This window comes from Nocardioides sp., from assembly GCF_035576065.1.
Classification (GTDB): domain Bacteria; phylum Actinomycetota; class Actinomycetes; order Propionibacteriales; family Nocardioidaceae; genus Nocardioides.
In genome coordinates this window covers 54,227-75,011 of sequence record NZ_DATLWX010000044.1, presented here as the reverse complement: position 1 = coordinate 75,011, position 20,785 = coordinate 54,227, and the positions used below count along the sequence as shown (strand labels likewise).

Genomic DNA, 20,785 nt, shown 5'->3' with positions numbered 1-20,785 from the left:
GACCTCGCCCGGATCGCAGCCACCCTCAACAAGCGCCCACGCCCTACCCTCGACCTACAGACACCAGCCCAAGCGCTGGCCGAGCTGCTCGCCAACCCGGCAGCGGCATGAACCGTTGCCTAGACCGATTGACCCTGCCCCGTTGCAAAGGCCATGAAGTGCAGGAGTCCCCGGCTAAGCGGGGACTCCTGCAGCCGCGAAGGCTCAGCGCTCGAGGATCGCCACGACGCCCTGGCCGCCGGCGGCGCAGATCGAGATCAATCCCCGACCGGACCCCTTCTCGGCAAGCTGGTGGGCCAGCGAGCTGATGATCCGGCCGCCGGTGGCGGCGAAGGGGTGGGCGGCAGCGAGCGAGGACCCGTTGACGTTGAGCAACGCCTGGTCGATCGAGCCCAGTGGCGCGTCGAGCCCCAGCCGCTCCTTGCAGAAGACCGGGTCTTCCCAGGCGGCCAGCGTCGCGAGCACCTGCGAGGCGAACGCCTCGTGGATCTCGTAGTAGTCGAAGTCCTGCAGCGTCAGTCCGGCGCGCTCGAGCATCCGCGGTACGGCGTAGGCGGGCGCCATCAGCAGCCCTTCGGCTCCGTTGACGTAGTCGACCGAAGCGGTCTCTGACTCGGTGAGGTACGCCAGGACGGGCAGGTCGCGCTCCGCCGCCCAGTCCTCCGAGGCGAGCAGCACGGCTGAGGCGCCGTCGCTGAGGGGCGTGGAGTTGCCGGCAGTCATGGTCGCCGCCTCGCCCCTGCCGAAGACCGGCTTGAGCGTCGCGAGCTTCTCGACCGTCGAGTCGGGGCGGAGGTTGTTGTCCCGCTCGACGCCACGGAACGCGGTGATCTGGTCGTCGAAGAAGCCGCGCTCGTAGGCTGCGGCCATCTTCTGGTGCGACGCGGCGGCCAGCTCGTCCTGGGCCTCGCGGCTGATCCGCCACTCGATCGCGGTCAGCGCGGCGTGCTCACCCATGGAGAGGCCGGTGCGGGGCTCCCCGTTCTGCGGGACGTCGAGGCCGATGTCGCCGGGGCGGATCGCGCTGAGTGCCTTGAGCTTGCCCACGGTGTCCTTGGCGGAGTTGACCTTCATCAGCTTCGTGCGCAGCTTGTCGCTGATCGCGACCGGCGCATCCGAGGTGGTGTCCGTGCCCCCGGCGATGCCCGAGTCGATCTGGCCCAGGGCGATCTTGTTCGCCACCTGGATCGCTGCCTGCAGGCCCGTGCCGCAGGCCTGCTGGATGTCGGTGGCCGGGGTCTCGGCCGCCAGCTTCGAGCCCAGCACGGACTCGCGCACGAGGTTGAAGTCGCGGGCGTGCTTCAGCACCGCACCGGCGACCACCTCGCCGACGACCTGTCCCTCAAGACCGAAGCGGGTGACCAGCCCGTCGATCGTGGCCGTCAGCATCTCCTGGTTGGAGACGCCGACGTAGACGGTGTTGGACCGGGCGAAGGGGATGCGGTTGCCGCCGAGGACGGCGACGCGGCGAGTCTGGGACTGCATGTGTGCTCCTGGGGCGTGAGGTGAGAGACCGAGCAGTGCGGGCCACTGATCCTGCCAGCGCCTGCTCCTATCCTTGCTGCCAAGCAAGACACAGGAAATGCAATGAGCGCCACATCACGATACGTGGACAGCGAGTTACACATCTTGTTACATCATGCCCACCCGCTTTCTCCTGACCCAGCCGGAGGTTCAGCACCATGAGTGACCGCTACCAAGGCTTCGTCTCATCGCCCATCGGCAAGATGTTGGCGAAGAACCTCGGACTGCCCAGCCCCACCCCTCTCGAGCGGTACGCCGCGGGCGCGCCGCTCGTCCGTGGAACGGTGGTGACCGGCGGGCAGGGACGGCTGACGGCGCGGCTGCCGGACGTCCTCGATGACCTGGACGTCACCTGGACCACCGACACCGACACCGTCGCCGGCGCCAGCGGGACGTACAAGGCGCTCGTCTTCGACGCCACGGGCGTCACCGACACCGAGGGCCTGCTCGCCCTGCAGGAGTTCTTCTCCCCCCTGATGCGCCGCCTCGAGACGTGCTCGCGCGTCGTCGTGCTCGGTACGACCCCTGAGTCGGTCCAGGGCTCGGAGCGGATCGCCCAGCGCGCCCTGGAGGGCTTCACCCGTTCGCTCGGCAAGGAGATCGGCCGCGGTGGCACGGTGCAACTGGTCTCCGTGTCCCCCGGCGCGGAGGCGGCGATCGCCTCGACGCTGGCGTTCCTGCTCTCCCCCAAGTCGGCCTACGTCTCGGGCCAGGTCGTCCGCATCGGGGCCCACGGCGCGCAGGAGGCCGGGCCGGTGGCTGACTGGAGCCGACCGCTCGAGGGCAAGGTCGCGCTGGTCACCGGCGCCAGCCGGGGCATCGGTGAGCAGATCGCCCGGGTGCTCCACCGCGACGGGGCGAAGGTCGTCGGTGTCGACGTACCCCAGGCTGCCAGCGAGCTCCAGGCCCTGATGAAGGAGCTCGAGGGGGACCACCTCAGCCTCGACATCACCGGCAAGGACGCACCGCAGCGCGTCGCCCACCACCTGAAGACCGAGCACGGCGGGGTCGACATCGTCGTGCACAACGCCGGCATCACCCGGGACAAGAAGCTCGCCAACATGGCCGAGGACCGCTGGGCCAGCGTGATCGGGGTCAACCTCACCGCGCCCGAGCGGATCACGCGCGCGCTGCTCGACGGCTCGGTCATCGCCGACAACGGCCGGATCATCGGCGTCGCCTCCATCGCGGGCATCGCGGGCAACGTCGGGCAGACCAACTACGCCGCCTCCAAGGCCGGCGTGATCGGGCTGGTGGAGTCTCTCGCGGGCGGCCTCGACCGCGGCATCACGATCAACGCGGTGGCTCCGGGCTTCATCATCACCGCCATGACGGCGGCCGTGCCGTTCGCCACCCGCGAGGTCGGCCAGCGCCTCAACGCCATGAGCCAGGGCGGTCTACCGGTCGACGTCGCGGAGGCGATCGCGTGGTTCGCCTCACCCGGGTCGACGGCCGTCAACGGCAACGTGGTCCGTGTCTGCGGCCAGATGATGCTGGGGGCCTGATGACCACCGGGGCTCAGGGACCCGTCAAGCACCTGAGCGGGCAGCCGAACGGCCTGACCACGCTGCTGAGGGCCGCGCTCCCCGCCGTGCCGGGTGTCAACCGGCTGCCCGGCGTCAGGAAGTCGTCGCCGGCCGACTTCGCCGGGCTGACCTACGCGCGCACCGGGGTCGCGGCCACCCGTGCCGAGGTCGAGGCGTACACGGGAGTGTGCCGGTTCCCCCGCAAGGACACCGTCCCACTGCCCTATCCACACCTCTTGGCGTTCCCGCTCCACATGGCGGTCATGAGCGACGCCACCTTCCCCTACCAGCCGATCGGGATGGTGCACCTGGAGAACACCATCACCGCCCGCAGGGCCATCAGCGTCGGGGAGGTCCTGGACGTCGAGACGACCGTGGGTCCCCCCCGGGCGCACGCCAAGGGGGCACTGCTCGACTTCATCACGACTGTGACCAGCAGCGGCGAGGTGGCGTGGGAGTCGACGTCGACCTACCTGCGCCGCGGGGCCACGGCTGCTGGCGAGCCCGACACCGGCCTCGTCATCGACAACCCGCCGAACGGTGGCGTCGAGTGGCGTCTGCCCGGCGACCTGGGCCGGACCTACGCGGCCGTCTCCAGCGACCACAACCCGATCCATCTCTACCCCGTGACCGCCAGGGCGCTGGGTTTCCGGCGGCAGATCGCGCACGGCATGTGGACCCTGGCCCGCAGCATCGCCGCCATCGAGAACCGACTGCCCGACGCCGTCAGCGTCGAGGTCGCGTTCAAGAAGCCGGTCTTCCTGCCGGGGACCGTCGCCTTCGCGGACCGAGTGGACTCCGGCGTCCACACCTTCACGCTCACCAGTCCGAAGGACGGGTCGCCGCACCTCGTCGGTCGCGCCACTCCGGCCTGACGCTTCATCACGGTATGCAGACGAATGGGCACTTCCCGTGGTCAATTGACCGTAGGAAGTGCCCATTCGGCGACATCCCATGGTGAACAGGCACCGGGCGGCCGAGAGGCGCGCCGGGCGTACGGCGACGCGTCAGCCGCGAGGCATGCCGAACTGAACGGTCGAGACGCTCAGGCGAGCAGCCGCCGCCGGCACGGTCACCAACGGCGGGGTCACCAACGGCAGGGTCGCCGTCGGGAACTGCACCAACGCCTGGGTGAAGGTCGCCGTGCCCGGTGTCCAGACGCCCAGGTCGGTGACGCCGTTGCCGTCCCAGTCGCCGGTGACAGGCAGGTCCCCCGGAGCGCCCAGCTGGAGCTGAGCGGTCTGTACCTGGGCGTTGGCATCGACGAGTCGCATCGTGAAGATGGCGGTCGCCTGGTCGAACACGCCGAGGTCGGTGACGCCGTTGCCGTCCCAGTCGCCGGTGACGGGCAGGTCGTCGACATCGCCGAGCAGGACGCTCACCGTGGTCCCGTCCGCTCCACGCTGGTGGAAGGTGCCGATCGAGGCACGGTAGACGCCGATCTCGTCGGCGCCGTTGCCGTCCCAGTCACCCGCTATCGGCCGGTCCGTGGCCACGCCGTAGCCCACCTTGAGGACCCCGGCGGGGGTCTGGAGGCGGAACTTCGCCTTGACCGGCCGCCACGTGCCGAGGTTGACCGCGCCGTCGCCGTCCCAGTCGCCGACGACCGGCTCGTCGGTCGACTTCCCGAAGAGAAGGACCCGCTCGCCCGTCGGTTCGTTGACCACGAAGGACGACTTCTTGCCGCGGCGATAGACCGCGACCTCGGATCCGGCATCGCCGCTGAAGTTCCCGGCAAGCGGGACGTCGACGCAGTTGTAGGAGGTCAGGCCGCCGTAGACGTAGGGCACGCCCTGGAACGACGCAGCGATCACCGACGTGCCGGAGCGCTGCTCGAAGTGCAGGTGGGCGCCGTGGGAGTTGCCGGTGTTGCCGACGGTGCCGATCGTGGCGCCCTGGTCGACGTACTGCCCGACCGCGACGGTGACGGCGTTCAGGTGGGCGTAGACGGTGCTTTCGCCGTTCTGGTGGTCGATGACGACCTGGTGCCCGTAGCCGCGGGTGCTGGTCGAGTCCGCCTTGGTCACGATGCCGGAGGCGGATGCCACGACGGCGTCGTCCTCGTCGGCGCTCCGGTTCCAGTCGATGGACCGGATGGAGGGCGTGTGGCTGCCGCGCGTGGCTCCGGTCCACGTCTGCCCGCAGGGGAACGGCATCTGGTGCGGCGTGAGGGGTACGGCGTGGGCGACCGAGCCGGTGAAGAGAGCGAGCGACAGCCCGGCCATGGCGACCAGGGAGAGGGACGGCAGGCGGTGCCGGAGCATGGGTCGGGGCATGGGTCGAAGCAGCGGGTTCACGGCGCGGTCTTCACTCTCACAAATGGGGAACAGAAGGCGTGTCGACCGAGCCGGGGAAGAGTCACAGGCGCCACACGAGTGATCACACGTAACCACGCCGACGGCGTGTCTGTTCGCGAAATGCAGAGAAAGACCGAGAAACGGTGCTAGTCGTCCGTCAGGAGGCGGTCAGGAGGCGGTGGGCCGGTCGCGGTGCCGGATCAGCCCTTCCTGTGCCACGGTCGCCACGAGCGTGCCGTCCTCGGTGTAGACGCTGGCCGTGGCCAGTCCCCGGCCGCCGACAGCGGCCGGCGACACCTGGTCGTAGAGCCACCACTGGTCGGCCCGGAACGGGCGGTGGAACCAGACGGTGTGGTCGAGGGAGGCCATCTGCAGACCGGGGGTCCCGAAGTGCACGCCGTGCGGCACCAGCGCTGCGCCCAGGAGCGTCAGGTCGCTGGCGTAGGTGAAGGCCGCCTGGTGGGTCAGCGGGTCGTCGCCGAGGTCACCGGCCACCCGGATCCACAGCTGGGCGCGGGCCGGGTGCAGCGGGTCGTCAGGCAGGCCCATGGCCGACGTGCCGAGATAGCGGACGTCGAGCGCCGCCCACTCACGCTGCCACTCCGCGGCGGCTCCGGCGCCGCTGCGGCGGGCGAGGTCGATCATCGGGACGCCCTGGTCGGGCGCGACGACCTCAGGCATCTGGTTCTGGTGCTCGTAGCCGTCCTCGGGCTGCTGGAAGTTCGCCGTGAGGTAGTAGATCGGGCGGCCGTGCTGGCGGGCCATCACCCGGCGGGTCGCGAACGATCGTCCGTCGCGGATGCGCTCCACGTCGTAGACGATCGGCACGGCCGGGTCTCCGGGACGCAGGAAGTAGGAGTGCAGGGAGTGCATGACGAAGACGTCGTCGACGCTGCGGTTGGCGGCCATCACCGACTGGGCGGCGACCTGGCCGCCGAAGACCCGCTGCCGCCCGGTCGTCGCCTGGAGGCCGCGGAAGAGGTCGGTGTCGAGCTCCTCCAGCACGAGCAGGGAGACGAGCTCGGTGGCCGAGCCGGCCATCAGCGCTCCTGCCCGTCGTCGTCGCGCGGGTCGAGGCCGGCGAGGAACTGCTCGAACTGTCGCCCGATCTCCTCACCCGTCGGCATCGGCTGGTCGTCGGCGAGGAGCGAGGATCCCGCGTCCTCGGAGGCACGGAAGGCGTCGTACTGCTGCTCGAGGCCGTGCACCACCTCGCTGACCTCCTGGTGCGTCTCGAGGTAGTTGGTGATCTCGGTCTCGGTGATCTGGGCGGCCTCCCGGACGTCGGTGAGGTTGATGGTGAGCCGGCCTCCGAGCTCGAGCTGCTCCAGCAGCACGAGGGCTGCCTGCGGATACTCCATCTGCGCGAGGTAGTGCGGGATGTGCGCGACGAAGCCCAGCGCAGCATGTCCCCACTCCCCCAGCCGGATCTCGAGCAGGGCCTGGGCGCTGGCCGGCACCCTCAGCTCACCGCTCCAGGGGCTCGGGCCCGTGACCAGCTCGGGCTGGTTGGCGTGCGGGGTGATGGCGATGGGGCGCGTGTGGGGCACGGCCATCGGGACGGCGCCCAGGCTGACCACGCGGCGTACGTCGAAGCGCTCGACCACCTCGCGCACGGCCCGGGCGAAGCCCTCCCAGCGGATGTCGGGCTCGGGACCGCGGAGCAACAGGTAGGGAGTGCCGCCGGTGTCGCGCAGTGCGCGCACCACCAGGCGGGGTGCCTCATAGTCGGCGTAGTGGTCGCGCACGAACGAGACAGGGGGTCGGCGGGCGCGGTAGTCGTGGAGCGAGTCCACGTCGAAGGTGGCGACGACGCGGCCCTCTCCCAGGCTCTCGAGGTGCTGGACCGCCAGCTCGGCCGCCTTGCCCGCGTCGAGGAAGCCGGTGAGCACGACGACGAGGGTGAGCTCGGAGGCGTCATCGAGCTCCGCGCCGGACTCGTCGACGATGTGCACGAGACGGGAGGGTTCTGGCATGCCCCCACCCTAGTGAGCCCGCACTCGCGATCTGCACGGCCTGACGTGACAGTGACTGGGCACACAGCGCAGAGACTGTCGGTGATTGTTACTGGAGGGTAACCTTGCCCGCGTCCCACTCGTGTCCCGTCCCACCAGGAGCTCATGTGCCCCGTCAACTGCGAGAGGTCGTCTTCGTCGACGGCGTACGCACCCCGTTCGGCAAGGCGAAGGGGCAGTACGCCGAGACGCGCGCCGACGACCTCGTCATCAAGTGCATCCGCGAGCTCATGCGCCGCAACCCCTCGCTCCCGCCCGAGCGGGTCGACGAGGTGGCGATCGCCGCGACCACCCAGATCGGCGACCAGGGCCTGACCATCGGCCGCACCGCCGCGCTGTTGGCCGGCCTGCCGCAGAGCGTCCCCGGCTTCGCCATCGACCGCATGTGTGCGGGCGCGATGACCGCGGTGACCACCACCGCCGCCGGCATCGCCTTCGGCGCCTACGACGTCGTCATCGCCGGCGGCGTCGAGCACATGGGCCGCCACCCGATGGGTGAGGGCGTCGACCCCAACCCGCGGATCATCTCGGAGAAGATCGTCGACCCGGAGGCGCTCTCCATGGGCAACACGGCCGAGAACCTCCACGACCGCTACCCCACGATCACCAAGCAGCGCGCCGATGCCTACGCCGTGCGCTCCCAGGCCAAGACGGTCGCGGCCTACGAGGCCGGCAAGATCCAGCCCAACCTCGTGCCGGTCGCCACCCGCAGCGCCGAGGCCGGCTGGGGTCTCGCGACCACCGACGAGCCCGTGCGCGCCGGCACCTCCATGGAGTCGCTCGCCGCCCTGAAGACGCCGTTCCGCTCGCACGGTCGCGTGACCGCGGGCAACGCGGCCGGGATCAACGACGGCGCGACCGCTGCCCTCCTCGCCGACGAGGAGACCGCTCGCGAGCTGGGCCTGCCGATCCGCATGCGGCTGGTGTCCTACGCCTTCACCGGCGTGGAGCCCGAGGTCATGGGTGCCGGTCCCATCCCGGCGACCGAGAAGGCGCTGGCCAAGGCTGGCCTGACCATCGACGACATCGAGGCCTTCGAGATCAACGAGGCCTTCGCGGTGCAGGTGCTCTCGCTGCTCGAGCACTACGGCATCGCCGACGACGACCCGAGGGTCAACCCGTACGGCGGCGCGATCGCCATGGGCCACCCGTTGGCCTCGTCGGGCGTCCGCCTGATGACCCAGCTCGCGACGGCGTTCGAAGAGCGCCCCGAGGTCCGCTACGGCCTGACGACCATGTGCGTCGGCATCGGCATGGGCGGCACCGTGATCTGGGAGAACCCGAACTGGACCGGCAACGACACGGAGGAGACCTCGTGAGTATCGATTCCTTGCTCGAGCGCGCACAGGGGCTCACCTCCGACGCCGAGCGCGTGACCGAGGCCAAGCTGCGGACGGTCGCCCTCCCCGGCGGCCGGACGTTGGGCCTGATCACCCTCGACAACGGTGAGGACCACACCAAGCCCAACACCTTCGGCTTCGGCTCGCTCCTCGCCCTCGGCACCGCCATCGACGCGGCCCTGGCCGACGACTCGATCGACGCGATCGGCATCACCGGCAAGCCGTTCATCCTGGCTGCGGGCGCCGACCTCACGTCCATCCAGTCGGGCGGTCCGGACGCGGTGCGGACGATCGCCGAGCTCGGCCACGCCGTCTTCCGCAAGCTCGGCGAGCCGGGCGGCAAGCCGTCCTTCGGCTTCATCAACGGCCTCGCCCTCGGTGGCGGCCTCGAGGTGGCGCTGCACTGCACCTACCGCACCGTGATGGATTCCGCGCCCGCGCTCGGCCTGCCCGAGGTCATGCTCGGCCTCGTGCCCGGCTGGGGCGGTGCCTACCTCGTGCCTCACCTGCTCGGTGCCGACAAGGCGGTGACCCTGCTCGTCGAGAACCCGCTCAACCAGGGCAAGACCCTCAACGGGCAGCAGGCCTTCGAGTTCGGCCTGGCCGATGCCGTCTTCGGCGGTGCGGACTTCCTCGAGCAGTCGCTGCTCTGGGCCGCGGCAGTCCTGGCCGGCGAGATCACGGTCCATCGGGCCGAGATCGACCCCGGCGCCTGGGACGCGGCTGTCGCCCGCGGCGAGAGCATCGTGGCGGCGAAGACCGGCGGCGCCTCGCCGGCCGCGAAGCGCGCCGTCGAGCTGATCGCGGCTGCTCGTGACGCCGACCGTGACGCAGGTTTCGCCGCGGAGGACGACGCCCTGGAGGCGATGTCGAAGACCCCGGAGCTGCTCGCCAGCCTCTACTCCTTCGACCTGGTCCAGAAGCGCGCCAAGCGCCCGGCCGGGGCTCCCGACCGCTCGCTTGCCCGACCCGTCACCAAGGTCGGCATCGTCGGCGCCGGGCTGATGGCCAGCCAGCTGGCCGTGTTGTTCGTACGCCGCCTCAAGGTGCCCGTGGTCCTCACCGACCTCGACCAGGCGCGGGCCGACAAGGGCGTCGCCTACGTGCACGCCGAGCTCGACAAGCTGCTCGCGAAGGGCAAGGCGACGCAGGACAAGACCAACCGCCTCAAGGCCCTGGTCACCGGCGGCACCACCTCGGGCGCCCAGTCGGAGCATCCCTTCGAAGGCGCCGACTTCGTGATCGAGGCCGTCTTCGAGGAGATGTCGGTCAAGAAGGCCGTCTTCAAGGCCGTGGAGAAGGTCGTCTCCCCTGAGTGCGTCCTGGCGACCAACACCTCGTCGCTGTCCATCACCGAGATGGCCGCCGACCTCGAGCACCCGGAGCGAGTGGTGGGCTTCCACTTCTTCAACCCGGTCGCGGTGATGCCGTTGCTCGAGATCGTCAAGGGCGAGCGCACGGACGACGCGACGCTGGCCACCGCCTTCGGCACCGGCAAGGGTCTCGGCAAGACGACCATCCTGTGCAAGGACAGCCCGTCCTTCATCGTCAACCGGCTGCTCGGTCGCTTCATGGGCGAGGTGGCCAGGATCGCCGACGAGGGCACCCCGGTCCCGGTCGTCGACTCGGCCTTCGCCGGGATCGCGCCGATGCCGCCCTACGTCCTGCTGTCCCTCGTCGGGCCGGCGATCGCGCTGCACAACAACGAGACGCTCTATCGCGCGTTCCCGGACCGCTTCTACGTCTCGGAGAGCCTCAAGCGCGTCGTCGAGGCCCGCAAGACGAGCTTCTACGGCCCCGACGGCGCCATCGACCCCGAGGTCGAGGCGCTGCTGGTGAAGCCCGAGTCGCCCGTCGTCAAGACGGCGCCCGAGGTCCGCGAGCAGACCCTCTCCGCCCTGGCGGACGAGGCTCGACGGATGCTCGACGAGGGCGTCGTGGCTGCTCCCGAGGACCTGGACCTCGCCATGATCACCGGCGCCGGGTTCTCCTTCTGGAACGGCGGGCTCACGATGCTCCTCGACACCTCCGGCATCTCGGAGAAGGTCACGGGCAAGCGTTTCCACTGATCGACCGGTTGCCTTCCCGCTTGTAACGCCGGGTTAGTGCTTGTACCCACCCTGATATTTCAGGGGTGGAACAGCTGCTAACCCGGCGTTACAGCTGTGTGGGCGAACCATTTGCGCGGGTGGGATCGTCATGACGGGTACAACCCCACACGACGATCACCAGGAGCACCAGATGGCACGACGCGACCCCGCGGACTTCGCGGAGTTCGTGGCTGCGCGCTCGCCGGCCCTGCACCGGGCGGCGTACCTCATGGTCGGCGAGCGGCAGCTCGCGCAGGACCTCCTCCAGGAGGCACTGACCAAGACGTACGTCGCCTGGCCGCGGCTGCGCGACCCCAGCAAGGCCGAGGCCTACACCCGTCGGGTGATCACCACGACCGCGATCTCGTGGTACCGCCGGAAGTCCTGGCAGGGCGAGCGCCCGACCGAGACGCTGCCCGAGGGCACGGCGGTCGGGCACGACGACGCAGTGACCCAGCGCGAATGGCTGTGGACCGCGCTCCAGGAACTGCCCCCGCGTCAGCGCGCCGCCATCGTGCTGCGCTTCTACGAAGACCTCACCGAGGCCCAGACCGCAGCGGCGATGGACTGCGCCGTCGGCACGGTCAAGAGCCAGGTCTCGGCCGGTCTCGCCAAGCTGCGCACAGGACTCGGCAACCGGTACGGCGACCAGGCACACGAGCTCCTCCCCGCAAACCTGATGGTGGTGACCCCATGACCGATCTGCTCAAGGACATGATGAATGAGCGTGCCGACGCCCTCGGCGCCCCCGACCTCGACGTGCGCGCGATGGTGCGCGACGGGGACCGCCGGGCCAACCGGCGACTGCGTACGGCGATCGCGGGCGCTGCGGTGGCGGCAGCAGTCGCTGCCGCCGTTGTCGTCCCGAGCATCGCCACCCGCGACACCGCATCGGACGAGTTGGTCACGGGTTCTCTCGGGGGCCCGCTGGCCTATGCGGCCAACAGCACCATCCACACCGAGCAGGGCTCCGTCGATGTCGGTCGACGGATCCTGGCCTTCGTCCACACCCCGACGGGATTCGTGGTGGCCGATGTCACGGGGGCCGTCCGCAGCGTGGTCGGGAGCGAGATCATCAAGGTCGGGCAGATGGATCCGGAGGAGGGCATGAGGTTCGCCTCCGACGGCGATGTCGTCGCTTGGGTGGAGGGCGATCCTGAGGGCGAGCAGTACGCCGTCCTCGACCACGCCGCCGGCACCGAGGTCGTCCGCGGCCGGGCCGGCACCCGACCGGTACTTGACCGCTACTGCGATCAGGTGTGCCCGATGCGCATCATCGCCGTCGACGGCCGGACCCTCTACTTCGATGACGCGCGTGGCGTGCTCGCGCGGAACCCCCTCGACTCGGAGCCGGCTGAGCTGATCCCCGCCGTTGGCGGCGAACGCCCCGTCGTGCTCGACGTCGCGGGCGGCTTGATCGCGCGCCTGGCGGCCGGTGAAACCCGCGTCGGACCTGACCTCGACGGCGGCCAGCAGATCGACGGCAGCGACCTGTCACCCGACGGGCAGTACCTCCTCTCCGAGTCCCCCAGCACCTGGGACAGGGGGATCCAGCCGAAGGTGTTCGACGCCGCCACCGGCGATGCGGTGCCCGTCGACATCGCCGGTGCCTACTGGGAGGCCCATGCCTACCGTTGGCTCGACGGCGACACCTTCGCAGTCCTGGCCCGGGACCAGGACGACGACCTGGAGCGGTTCGTCACCTGTGACGTGGGCGGCGAGTGCTCGGTCGAGTTCAGCGTCCCTGTTGACGTTCCCGTGTTGTTGCCCGCACGCTGATCGCGAGGTCGGAGGCTCAGATGTTGCAGGGTGTGCTGTGGGCGATCGTGGCAGCTCTCGCCACAGTGGTTGGCCCGTCAAGTCCAGCGTCGACGTCCGAGGAAGCCGCCGCGACGGTCGAGCTGCCCCCCGCCAACGTCGACTGGGACTACCAGATCGGCGGATCGTCTCCCCCGGCCGCCGGCGTGGGCGTCGTCTCCCGCGACCGTTCGGTGGCTCCGTCCGCCGACGCGTACAACATCTGCTACGTCAACGCGTTCCAGACCCAACGTCACGAACGGGCGTTCTGGGAGCACACCTGGGAGCACTGGGCACTCGTGCTCAAGGACCGCTCCGGTCGAGCCGTGGTCGATCAGTCCTGGGGTGAGTGGCTGCTCGACACCAGGACAGCGCGCAAGCGGAGGTCCTTGATGGCCGTCGTCGGGCCGTGGATCGACGGCTGCGCCGCCGCGGGCTTCCAGGGTGTCGAGTTCGACAACCTCGACTCCTGGGACCGGGCAGCGGGCCTGATCACCAGGCGGGACAACAAGGCCTTCGCGCGGTTGTTGACCGCGCGAGCCCATGCGGCCGGTCTCGCGGCCGGTCAGAAGAACTGGGCCGAGCTCTCCCCTCGCGGGCCGGCCCTCGGCTTCGACTTCGCCGTCGCCGAGGAGTGCGGCCGCTACCGCGAGTGCGGGAGCTACGCAGCCGCCTATGCCGATCGGGTCTACGTCGTGGAGTACCGCGACCCGGACTTCGACCGGGCGTGCCGCCGCTGGGGTTCGCGGCTCTCCATCGTGCGCCGCGACGTCGACGTGACCCCCGGCGGGATCAACCGGCGCTGCTGAACCCGGACGGGGCTTTCAGCCGTACGTCGCCACGATCCGCTTCGCCGCTTCTCGAGCCAGCTGGTCGGAGGTCAGCTGGAGGGTCTGCTGGAGCACGTCGGCCTGGTCGGCCGGACTGCCGGCGGCGATCTCGTCGAGCAGACGCCACAGCATCTCCTCGCCGTAGATGTCGACGATCGCCTCGCACGCCCACCACGAGATCCCGTAGTGAGCAGCCTGGTCCTCACCGTTGAAGTCGATGTCGGCGGGCAGTTCGTCCAGCCCGGCCCGGGCGTCGTCGATCGCCTCCTGGCTGATCAGACGCTGCTGCTCGGGGAGAGCCTGGACGGAGACCCACTCCGCGATCCCCTCACTGAGCCAGGTGGGCAGGTCGTCGTCGCGGCTGCCGAGCGCGACATGGGTGAGCTCGTGGCGGATCAGCCGCGCGAGCCGCCGGGGATCGCTGTCGAGCATCCGCGGGTGCAGGAGGAAGCGAGTGCTGGCCACGACCCCGTCGTCGCCGCCCTGCCGGGCCGGCACCGGGAAGGCGACGGCGTCGAGGGCGTCGGGGTCGCCCCCGGGTAGGTCGTCGAGGGCCTCCAGCATCTCGGTCTCGGACAGCGCGTAGACCACCACGTTGCCGGACCAGTCGGAGGGCACGACCTGGCGCACCTGACCGATGCCCTCCTCGACGGCGCCGACCACGTCCTCCGCCCTGACGGCGCTCGCGGCGTCGAAGATCCCCAGGACCCCCGTGCCAGTCCTCACCGTGATCGGACCCCGGGCCCAGGGCGGGACGGTCACCTCGTTGCGTCGCTCCCAGGCGGGGTCGCGATCGCCGGCGACCAGCATCCCGTCACCGTCGGGGTCCCGGGTGAAGCGGAAGCGCGCGAGGCGGACCACCGGCACCTCGTCGTAGCCCTCGAGCTGGAGGTGCACCTGGACCACGGCGGCGTACTCCCCGTCGCTGCCCACCAGGGAACTGGGGTCGAGCCGGTAGGTCAGCTCGCCGAGCGGTAGCTGCATCAGGTTGTCGAAGTAGACCCGCTGGCTCGCGGCGAAGCGGGGACGCTCCTGGGCGGTAGTGGCGAGGAAGGCCGCCGCATCGCCCGCCCGGAGCGATCGAGCCCGCTGCTTCAGCACCTGGCGGATCAGCGGGGCGACCTCGTCGGCCCCCCGCCTTCCGGGCGGAGGGCGCCGGCCGGAGCCGTCGTCGGCGGAGCAGCCGGTCAGGGCCGTCGCGAGCGCCAAGCACAGCCCGGCGAGAGCCGCTCGGCGATGGGGTCGTGCGTCAGCGGCGGTGATCGACATCGAGCAGGGCCCGGCCGTCGGCCACGGCAGTCACGTCCTCGACGATGCCGCGCCCGATGGTCTGGGCGTCCAGTCCGACCCGCGCGAGGATCACGTCGCGCTTGGCGTGGTCGAGGAACTCCTGCGGGATGCCGTGGAGGCGGAACGGCGTGGTGACGCCGGCGTCGTTGAGGGTCTGCAGGAGCATCGCGCCGCAGCCGCCGACCCGGCCGTTGTCCTCGATGCTCACGACGAGGTCGTGCTGGCGCGCGAGCTCGACGATGGCCGGGTCCACCGGCTTGACCCATCGCGGGTCGACCACGGTGACGCCGATGCCCTGGTCGGTGAGCCGCTGGGCGACGTCGACGGCAACGGTGCACATGGAGCCGACCGCCACGATGAGCACGTCCTGCGCACCCGTGCGGACGAGGACGTCGGCGTTGCCCGCCTTGCCGACGGCCTCGATGTCTGAGGGCGGCGGTCCCTTGGGGAAGCGCACCACGGTGGGCGCGTCGTCCACGTCGACGGCCTCGTCGAGCAGCTCCCGCAGCCGGGCGACGTCGCGTGGCGCGGCGAGCCGGAGCCCCGGCACGACCTGCAGGATCGACATGTCCCACATGCCGTTGTGACTGGCTCCGTCGTCACCGGTGACCCCGGAGCGGTCGAGGACGAAGGTGACGCCGCACTTGTGCAGGGCGACGTCCATGAGCACCTGGTCGAAGGCGCGGTTGAGGAAGGTCGCGTAGACGGCGAAGACGGGGTGCAGGCCACCCATCGCCATACCGGCAGCCGAGGTGGTCGCATGCTGCTCGGCGATGCCGACGTCAAAGGTGCGCTCGGGGTACGCCGCAGCGAACTTGTCGAGCCCGACCGGGTGCATCATCGCGGCGGTGATCGCCACGACGTCCTGGCGGCGGGCACCGATGTCGACGATCAGCCGCGCGAAGTGGTCGGTCCAGATGAGGCCCTTCGGCTTCTCCGCCCCGGTCTGGACGTCGAAGGGTCCGGGCGCGTGGAACTGGTCCGCCTCGTGCCGCTCGGCCGGGTCGTAGCCGGCACCCTTGCGGGTGATGGCGTGCACGATGACCGGGCCGTTGAAGCGCTTGGCGTGGGTCAGCGCCTGCTCCATCGCGTCGCGGTCGTGACCATCGACCGGGCCGACGTACTTCAGGCCGAGGTCCTCGAACAGTCCTTGGGGAGCCAAGGCGTCCTTCATGCCCTTCTTCACCGCGTGCAGGGCGTCGTAGGTCGCGGAGCCCACGCCGGGGATCGCGTTGAGACGCTTCTTGACCAGGTCGAGCACCTGCTCGTAGCGCGGGTTGGTGCGCAGCGTGGTCAGCGCGGTGGCGAGCCCGCCGATGGTCGGGGTGTAGGAGCGTTCGTTGTCGTTGACGACGATCACGAGGCGCGAGTCGCCGGCGATCGCGATGTTGTTGAGTGCCTCCCAGGCCATCCCACCTGTGAGCGCCCCGTCGCCGATCACCGCCACGACGTGCCGGTCCTCGCCCCGGACGCGATAGGCCTTGGCCAGCCCGTCGGCGTACGACAACGAGGTGGAGGCGTGCGAGTTCTCGACGATGTCGTGGTCGGACTCCGCCTGGCTCGGGTAGCCGCTGATGCCACCCTCCTGCCGCAGCGTGCCGAACCGCTCGAACCGGCCGGTGACGAGCTTGTGGACGTAGGACTGGTGGCCGGTGTCGAAGACGACCCGGTCACGCGGTGAGTCGAAGACACGGTGGATCGCCAGCGTCAGCTCGACCACACCGAGGTTGGGACCGAGGTGGCCGCTCGTGCGTGCCACCGTGGAGATCATGAGGTCGCGGATCTCCGCGGCCAGCGCGTCCAGCTCGGCGCCGTCGAGGGAGCGCAGGTCCTGCGGCGACGTGATCGACTCGAGATGACCCATGTCGGGCAGTCTATTTCATGGGCAAGTCGTAGACCGCTATCGCCGGTTCGTGCAGGCTGCCCATCCACACCCGACCGTCGTGCTCGCGAACCCCGGTGACCATGTGGTAGCCCGTCTCTGACAGGTCGAGGTCGTGCACCAGGACACCCGTGTCGTCGTACGCCTGGACCCGGATGGTCTCCTTCGGCTTGGGCTGCAGCGCCTCGGGGATGCGCGTCACGGCCTTGCGGACGGCCATCGGGGCGGTCTGGAGGCGCTCGACGAGGGGGTCCTTCGGAGACGCGATCGTGACCCAGATCAGTCCGTCGGTGCCCCGGGCGATGTTGTCGGGATAGCCGGGCAGGTCGCGGACCAGGAAGTCACGCTCTCCTGCGCGCGGTCCGGCGAGCCACCTGCGGACCACGGTCCGGGCGCCCGTCTCCGCGACGGCGACGAACTGCTCGTCTGCGCTGAGCGCGACCCCGTTGGCGAACGCGAGGCCCTCGATCACAGAAGTGACCGTGCCGTCGGGGTCACGGCGCAGGAGCCGGCCGGTGCGGGTGTTCTGGACGAAGTCGTCCTTCCACTGGTCGACCCCGAAGTGCAGGGAGGAGTCGCTGAACCAGATGGTGCCGTCGCCGGCGATGGCGGCGTTGTTGCAGAACCTCATCCTGACCCCGTCGACGTCGGTCAGCAGCGTCTCGACCGAACCGTCGTAGCTGTGCACGACGAGCAGGCCGGCGAGGGCGTCGCAGACCAGCAGGTCGCCGTTGTCGAAGAGCTCCAGACCGAGTGGCCGACCGCCGGTGTGCGCCACGCGATCGATGCGACGACCGTCCGGGGAGAGCCGGACGATGGCGCCGTCATCGGTGCCGGTGAACACGCTGCCGTCGGGGGCGACGACGACGTCCTCGGCGCCGTGGCCGGGGACCGGGTGGACGGTGAAGGTCATCTGGTTGCTCCTGCGAGTCGGGGATGGGCGGCAGCGTCGAGGAAGGCCGGCACGATGTCCGTCGCAGCATGGCTCAGGGGAAGCTCTCTGGCATGCGTCGGGTCCACGAAGATGATCTGGCGGCCCTCGTGGCACTCGATCTCGGCGTCGGTGAGGGTGGTCGCCGCAACGAAGACCTGCATCCGGTCCCAGGTCCCGTAGGCCTCGCGGTGGTCGACCATGAACTCGCCGAAGAGGTCCAGGTCGCCGGGCTCGAGGCGGATGCCCGTCTCCTCCTCCAGCTCGCGGTAGGCCGCAGCTTCGAAGCTCTCCCCCGGGTCGACGTGTCCCCCGGCCAGTCCCCACGTCTCGGGATCGATCGGTGCGTGCTCGTCGCGCTCCTGCAGCAGGATCCGGCCGCGAGGGTCGACGAGGATGATGCCGGCGAAGCAGCGTTGACCTTCGTTGCGGACCCCGTGCGCCTCGGCGTACGGCGCCCGCCTGAGCACCGTCGGCAGCACCCGGGCAGTAGAGGTCGTCAGGTCGAGCGCCGAGATCTCCGCCGGCTCCCGGAACGTCATCTGGCGGCCCTCGTGGCACTTCACGTCGTGGTCACCGAGGTCGGTGAGGGCGCCGAAGGTGACGAATTCGTACCAGCCGATCGCGGGGTAGAAGCCACGCGTCGTGGCCACCTCGGACAGCGCGATCCCGGTGAGACCCGTCTCCTCCTCGAGCTCGCGGACCGCTGCGGCGTACGCCGTCTCGTCGTCCTCGATCGCCCCGCCGGGCAGGCTCCAGGCGTTCGGCGAGTGGGGAGCGTGCTCGTCTCGTTCCTGCATGAGCAACCGGCCCGTGGCGTCGGCGATCGCGACGTTGACGAAGAGCGGCACGATGCCGTCCCGAAGACGGTGCCAGGCGCGCACGAGAGGGAGGGCCAGCCTAGAGGCGTTGTTCAGGCCGAGGTCGCCGAAGGTGGCCGGGTCGACGAAGACCATCTGGCGCCCCTCACCACACGTCACGTCGGCGTCGGTCACGTCGAGGACGACCGCGAAGAGCTCGAACTCGTCCTCGGTGCCGCACGGCTCGCAGAAGAACCGGGTGAGGCCCAGACTGGTGAGCTCCTCCGGCCCGACCTTGAGGCCCGTCTCCTCCGCGAGCTCGCGGACCGCGGCCGTAAGGTAGTCCTCGCCGACCTCGAGCCCGCCGCCCGGCAGGCCCCAGAGGTTGGGATCGACCGGCGCGTGCTCGTCGCGCTCCTGCATCAGGATCCAGCCGCGGTCATCGACGACGGCAACAGCCGAGAAATCATTCACTGGGCGACCCTAGCGATCGCGGTCCAGGGCCGGCGCGCCCGCCGCACCAAACTGAATCCTTGGACCTGAGTCTCGAGAAGACTCAGGTCCAAGGAGCGGCCATGACGCGGCAGCCAAGGGCTCACAGTCGAGCGACGTAGCGCCGTCCGCGCAGGGCATCCTCGACCAGTCCTACGGACCGGCGCGTCGCCATCAGACGGGCCTCGTCCAGCTGGAAAGTCTGGACCGCGGCGTCGATGACCTCGAGGGTCGCCACGTCCTTGAGGTCGGCGCGGATCTGGCTCAGCCCGCGGCGGCACGCGGCCTGCTGCGCCTCGACGTGCAGGACCGCAAACCGGGCCAGGACGACGACGTGTCGGCGCAGCCCGGTGTAGCGCCGGTATTCGGCCGGGCACAGGTCGAGCAGCCAGCCGGCCGCCGTCGCCTCCCAGTCCGGGGTGTCCGGAGGACGCACCTCGCGAGGCCAACCGGGCGGTGCGACAGGCCTCATTCGACCAGTCTGGATCGAACATACGTTCGAGTCAATCTATGGGCGGGAACGTCCGGGCGAACAAGTCCTCGAGGAAGGCCAGGTCCGGGTCACGCAGCCCAACTGCGTCGTGTCGCCACCAGACCTCGGGGTAGACCACTCGCCCCCGCATCCACTCCTCGAACGCATCGAACAGAACCACCTGGAAGGCCGCATCGGGAGCGCGCGGCGAGGGCGCCTCGAGGCCGTGCTTGCTCGATCGGACGAAGCCGCGACTGCCGTAGAACGCCGGGCTCCCCTCGAGGAAGAGTGCCGGGCCGCCTAAGGTCCCGGCCGCTGCCACGGCTGCCGCGACGAGTGCAGTGCCGATGCCTTGTCCTTGGTAGTCCGGTGCCGTGCTCAACGGGCTGAGCACCGCCGCGTCCACCAGCGAGCGACGCGCGTCGATCCAGCACCGGCTCACGCCCACGTGGCCCACCACCCGGCCGTCACGGACGACCACCGATTCGGCCAGCACGTGCCCGCTCGCGTGGACGTCCGGCCACAGCGTGGCGACCTTCCCGCCCTCGCTCGGGTCCTCGGCACCGAAGGCATCCCGGATCACCCGGTCGATGCCGACGTGGTCGTCGGGCGTCGCGGGGCGGACTTCGGGTTGGCTGTCCAGGCGGGATTGGTTCACGGGCACAGATTATCGACGGCAGATCCGGCGCGGCCGCGCCACGCGACGTTGATCAGCCCTGCAGGAACGAGAACCGCACGTCCCGATCCGCGTTGTCGACGTTGAGGTCCACCAGGCAGATGCTCTGCCAGGTGCCGAGCGCGAGCCGACCGTCCAGGACGGGCACGGAGGCGTACGGCGCAACGATGGCCGGCATGACGTGGGAGCGGCCGTGCCCCGGCGAGCCGTGGCGGTGTCGCCAGCGGCCGTCTGCCGGCAGCAGGTCGCCGAGGGCCGCGAGCAGGTCGTCGTCGGAGCCTGCCCCGGTCTCGAGGATGGCCAGTCCGGCCGTCGCGTGGGGCACGAACACATGCACCAAACCGTCACCGCGACCCGCCACGAACGACGCCACGTCGCCGGTCAGGTCGAGGACGGCCTCCGTGTCGCCGGTGCAGTAGGAGCGAACCTCACTCTCCACCGGCGAGGGCCTCCTCGATCCGTTCCACCTTGGCGGCCAGCTGTCCGTCGTAGCCGGGGCGGATGTCGGCCTTGAGGACCAGTCCGACCCGCGGCGAGACCGCGGCGACGACGTCGACGGCGCGCTTGACCACCGCCATCACCTCGTCCCAGTCCCCCTCGATGTTGGTGAACATCGCGTTCGTCTCGTGCGGCAGGCCGGACTCGCGCACCACCCGGACGGCGGCCGCGACAGCCTCGGTGACCGACCCGGACGGGTCGCTGGACATGGGCGAGATCGAGATGGCAACGAGCATGGGACCACCGTAGCGACCTGGGTGCCGCCCACCTGTCGGGGTGGAACACCTCGCTCGGGCGCTGGCTACCGTGGCCACGGAAGGCGTTC

19 protein-coding genes are annotated in these 20,785 nt (G+C 70.1%); 7 read left to right on the top strand and 12 right to left on the bottom strand.

All coding sequences use genetic code 11. The features are described 5' to 3' along the window. Nucleotides 1-204: 204 nt before the first annotated feature. The gene (locus VNJ48_RS20310; RefSeq protein WP_325605532.1) at nt 205-1,485 is read right to left on the bottom strand and encodes an acetyl-CoA C-acetyltransferase; all 1,281 of its coding nucleotides are present in this window, start codon (nt 1,483-1,485) and stop codon (nt 205-207) included. A 197-nt stretch (nt 1,486-1,682) separates the two neighbouring features. Between VNJ48_RS20310 and VNJ48_RS20305 the strand changes: the two genes are divergently transcribed. Both VNJ48_RS20305 and VNJ48_RS20300 read left to right on the top strand, forming a co-directional pair. After that, a complete protein-coding gene (locus VNJ48_RS20305; protein ID WP_325605530.1) occupies nt 1,683-3,029 on the top strand; it encodes a 3-oxoacyl-ACP reductase in 1,347 nt (448 codons plus the stop codon). Further along, complete coding sequence (locus VNJ48_RS20300) at nt 3,029-3,925, top strand: MaoC family dehydratase (protein WP_325605528.1); 897 nt, start codon at nt 3,029-3,031, stop codon at nt 3,923-3,925. Before VNJ48_RS20305 ends, VNJ48_RS20300 begins: the two co-directional genes overlap by 1 nt. A gap of 132 nt (nt 3,926-4,057) precedes the next feature. Here VNJ48_RS20300 and VNJ48_RS20295 read toward each other — a convergent pair whose 3' ends face one another. The 3 genes from VNJ48_RS20295 to VNJ48_RS20285 all read right to left on the bottom strand — a co-directional run bounded on the left by VNJ48_RS20295 (nt 4,058) and on the right by VNJ48_RS20285 (nt 7,323). Next, complete coding sequence (locus tag VNJ48_RS20295; protein WP_325605526.1) at nt 4,058-5,326, bottom strand: M23 family metallopeptidase; 1,269 nt, start codon at nt 5,324-5,326, stop codon at nt 4,058-4,060. A 189-nt stretch (nt 5,327-5,515) separates the two neighbouring features. After that, nucleotides 5,516-6,388 carry an acyl-CoA thioesterase II gene (locus tag VNJ48_RS20290; protein ID WP_325605525.1) on the bottom strand — a complete coding sequence of 291 codons (873 nt, stop codon included), beginning with the start codon at nt 6,386-6,388 and terminating at the stop codon, nt 5,516-5,518. Next, complete coding sequence (locus tag VNJ48_RS20285; protein WP_325605523.1) at nt 6,388-7,323, bottom strand: PAC2 family protein; 936 nt, start codon at nt 7,321-7,323, stop codon at nt 6,388-6,390. Before VNJ48_RS20285 ends, VNJ48_RS20290 begins: the two co-directional genes overlap by 1 nt. A gap of 146 nt (nt 7,324-7,469) precedes the next feature. Between VNJ48_RS20285 and VNJ48_RS20280 the strand changes: the two genes are divergently transcribed. From VNJ48_RS20280 to VNJ48_RS20260, 5 genes are all read left to right on the top strand, one after another. Further along, entirely contained in the window at nt 7,470-8,681 is a 1,212-nt protein-coding gene (locus VNJ48_RS20280; RefSeq protein WP_325605521.1) for a thiolase family protein, read from the top strand. Then, on the top strand, nt 8,678-10,771 hold the full coding sequence (locus VNJ48_RS20275) for a 3-hydroxyacyl-CoA dehydrogenase NAD-binding domain-containing protein (RefSeq protein ID WP_325605519.1): 2,094 nt from the start codon (nt 8,678-8,680) through the stop codon (nt 10,769-10,771). The genes VNJ48_RS20280 and VNJ48_RS20275 overlap by 4 nt, the downstream gene beginning before the upstream one ends. Nucleotides 10,772-10,943: 172 nt before the next feature. Further along, nucleotides 10,944-11,489, top strand: coding sequence for a SigE family RNA polymerase sigma factor (locus VNJ48_RS20270; protein ID WP_325605517.1), 546 nt, complete (start codon nt 10,944-10,946; stop codon nt 11,487-11,489). Continuing rightward, on the top strand, nt 11,486-12,571 hold the full coding sequence (locus tag VNJ48_RS20265) for a hypothetical protein (protein ID WP_325605515.1): 1,086 nt from the start codon (nt 11,486-11,488) through the stop codon (nt 12,569-12,571). Before VNJ48_RS20270 ends, VNJ48_RS20265 begins: the two co-directional genes overlap by 4 nt. 20 nt (nt 12,572-12,591) lie before the next feature. After that, nucleotides 12,592-13,398, top strand: coding sequence for an endo alpha-1,4 polygalactosaminidase (locus VNJ48_RS20260; RefSeq protein WP_325605513.1), 807 nt, complete (start codon nt 12,592-12,594; stop codon nt 13,396-13,398). 15 nt (nt 13,399-13,413) lie between these two features. Here the strand turns inward: VNJ48_RS20260 and VNJ48_RS20255 are convergent, their stop codons facing one another. The 8 genes from VNJ48_RS20255 to VNJ48_RS20220 form a co-directional block, all read right to left on the bottom strand. After that, entirely contained in the window at nt 13,414-14,688 is a 1,275-nt protein-coding gene (locus VNJ48_RS20255; protein WP_325605511.1) for a hypothetical protein, read from the bottom strand. Continuing rightward, nucleotides 14,669-16,573 carry a 1-deoxy-D-xylulose-5-phosphate synthase gene (dxs, locus tag VNJ48_RS20250; RefSeq protein WP_325605509.1) on the bottom strand — a complete coding sequence of 635 codons (1,905 nt, stop codon included), beginning with the start codon at nt 16,571-16,573 and terminating at the stop codon, nt 14,669-14,671. The genes VNJ48_RS20255 and dxs overlap by 20 nt, the downstream gene beginning before the upstream one ends. Nucleotides 16,574-16,583: 10 nt before the next feature. Then, a complete protein-coding gene (locus VNJ48_RS20245) occupies nt 16,584-17,504 on the bottom strand; it encodes an SMP-30/gluconolactonase/LRE family protein (protein ID WP_325605507.1) in 921 nt (306 codons plus the stop codon). After that, entirely contained in the window at nt 17,501-18,796 is a 1,296-nt protein-coding gene (locus VNJ48_RS20240; protein ID WP_325605505.1) for an NUDIX domain-containing protein, read from the bottom strand. The genes VNJ48_RS20245 and VNJ48_RS20240 overlap by 4 nt, the downstream gene beginning before the upstream one ends. A gap of 121 nt (nt 18,797-18,917) precedes the next feature. Beyond that, nucleotides 18,918-19,250 carry a hypothetical protein gene (locus tag VNJ48_RS20235; protein WP_325605503.1) on the bottom strand — a complete coding sequence of 111 codons (333 nt, stop codon included), beginning with the start codon at nt 19,248-19,250 and terminating at the stop codon, nt 18,918-18,920. Between the two features lie 67 nt (nt 19,251-19,317). Beyond that, a complete protein-coding gene (locus tag VNJ48_RS20230; RefSeq protein WP_325605501.1) occupies nt 19,318-19,944 on the bottom strand; it encodes a GNAT family N-acetyltransferase in 627 nt (208 codons plus the stop codon). Nucleotides 19,945-19,996: 52 nt separating this feature from the next. Beyond that, complete coding sequence (locus VNJ48_RS20225; RefSeq protein WP_325605499.1) at nt 19,997-20,401, bottom strand: YjbQ family protein; 405 nt, start codon at nt 20,399-20,401, stop codon at nt 19,997-19,999. After that, nucleotides 20,391-20,696, bottom strand: a complete 306-nt coding sequence (locus VNJ48_RS20220; protein ID WP_325605498.1) for an MTH1187 family thiamine-binding protein — start codon at nt 20,694-20,696, stop codon at nt 20,391-20,393. The genes VNJ48_RS20225 and VNJ48_RS20220 overlap by 11 nt, the downstream gene beginning before the upstream one ends. Nucleotides 20,697-20,785: the final 89 nt, after the last annotated feature.

Excerpts from the sequence above, each read along its gene's own strand:
- VNJ48_RS20310 (WP_325605532.1), bottom strand. The coding sequence starts at position 1,485 with ATGCAGTCCCAGACTCGCCGCGTCGCCGTCCTCGGCGGCAACCGCATC.
- VNJ48_RS20305 (WP_325605530.1), top strand. The coding sequence starts at position 1,683 with ATGAGTGACCGCTACCAAGGCTTCGTCTCATCGCCCATCGGCAAGATG.
- VNJ48_RS20300 (WP_325605528.1), top strand. The coding sequence starts at position 3,029 with ATGACCACCGGGGCTCAGGGACCCGTCAAGCACCTGAGCGGGCAGCCG.
- VNJ48_RS20295 (WP_325605526.1), bottom strand. The coding sequence starts at position 5,326 with ATGCCCCGACCCATGCTCCGGCACCGCCTGCCGTCCCTCTCCCTGGTC.
- VNJ48_RS20290 (WP_325605525.1), bottom strand. The coding sequence starts at position 6,388 with ATGGCCGGCTCGGCCACCGAGCTCGTCTCCCTGCTCGTGCTGGAGGAG.
- VNJ48_RS20285 (WP_325605523.1), bottom strand. The coding sequence starts at position 7,323 with ATGCCAGAACCCTCCCGTCTCGTGCACATCGTCGACGAGTCCGGCGCG.
- VNJ48_RS20270 (WP_325605517.1), top strand. The coding sequence starts at position 10,944 with ATGGCACGACGCGACCCCGCGGACTTCGCGGAGTTCGTGGCTGCGCGC.
- VNJ48_RS20265 (WP_325605515.1), top strand. The coding sequence starts at position 11,486 with ATGACCGATCTGCTCAAGGACATGATGAATGAGCGTGCCGACGCCCTC.
- VNJ48_RS20260 (WP_325605513.1), top strand. The coding sequence starts at position 12,592 with ATGTTGCAGGGTGTGCTGTGGGCGATCGTGGCAGCTCTCGCCACAGTG.
- VNJ48_RS20255 (WP_325605511.1), bottom strand. The coding sequence starts at position 14,688 with ATGTCGATCACCGCCGCTGACGCACGACCCCATCGCCGAGCGGCTCTC.
- dxs (WP_325605509.1), bottom strand. The coding sequence starts at position 16,573 with ATGGGTCATCTCGAGTCGATCACGTCGCCGCAGGACCTGCGCTCCCTC.
- VNJ48_RS20245 (WP_325605507.1), bottom strand. The coding sequence starts at position 17,504 with ATGACCTTCACCGTCCACCCGGTCCCCGGCCACGGCGCCGAGGACGTC.
- VNJ48_RS20220 (WP_325605498.1), bottom strand. The coding sequence starts at position 20,696 with ATGCTCGTTGCCATCTCGATCTCGCCCATGTCCAGCGACCCGTCCGGG.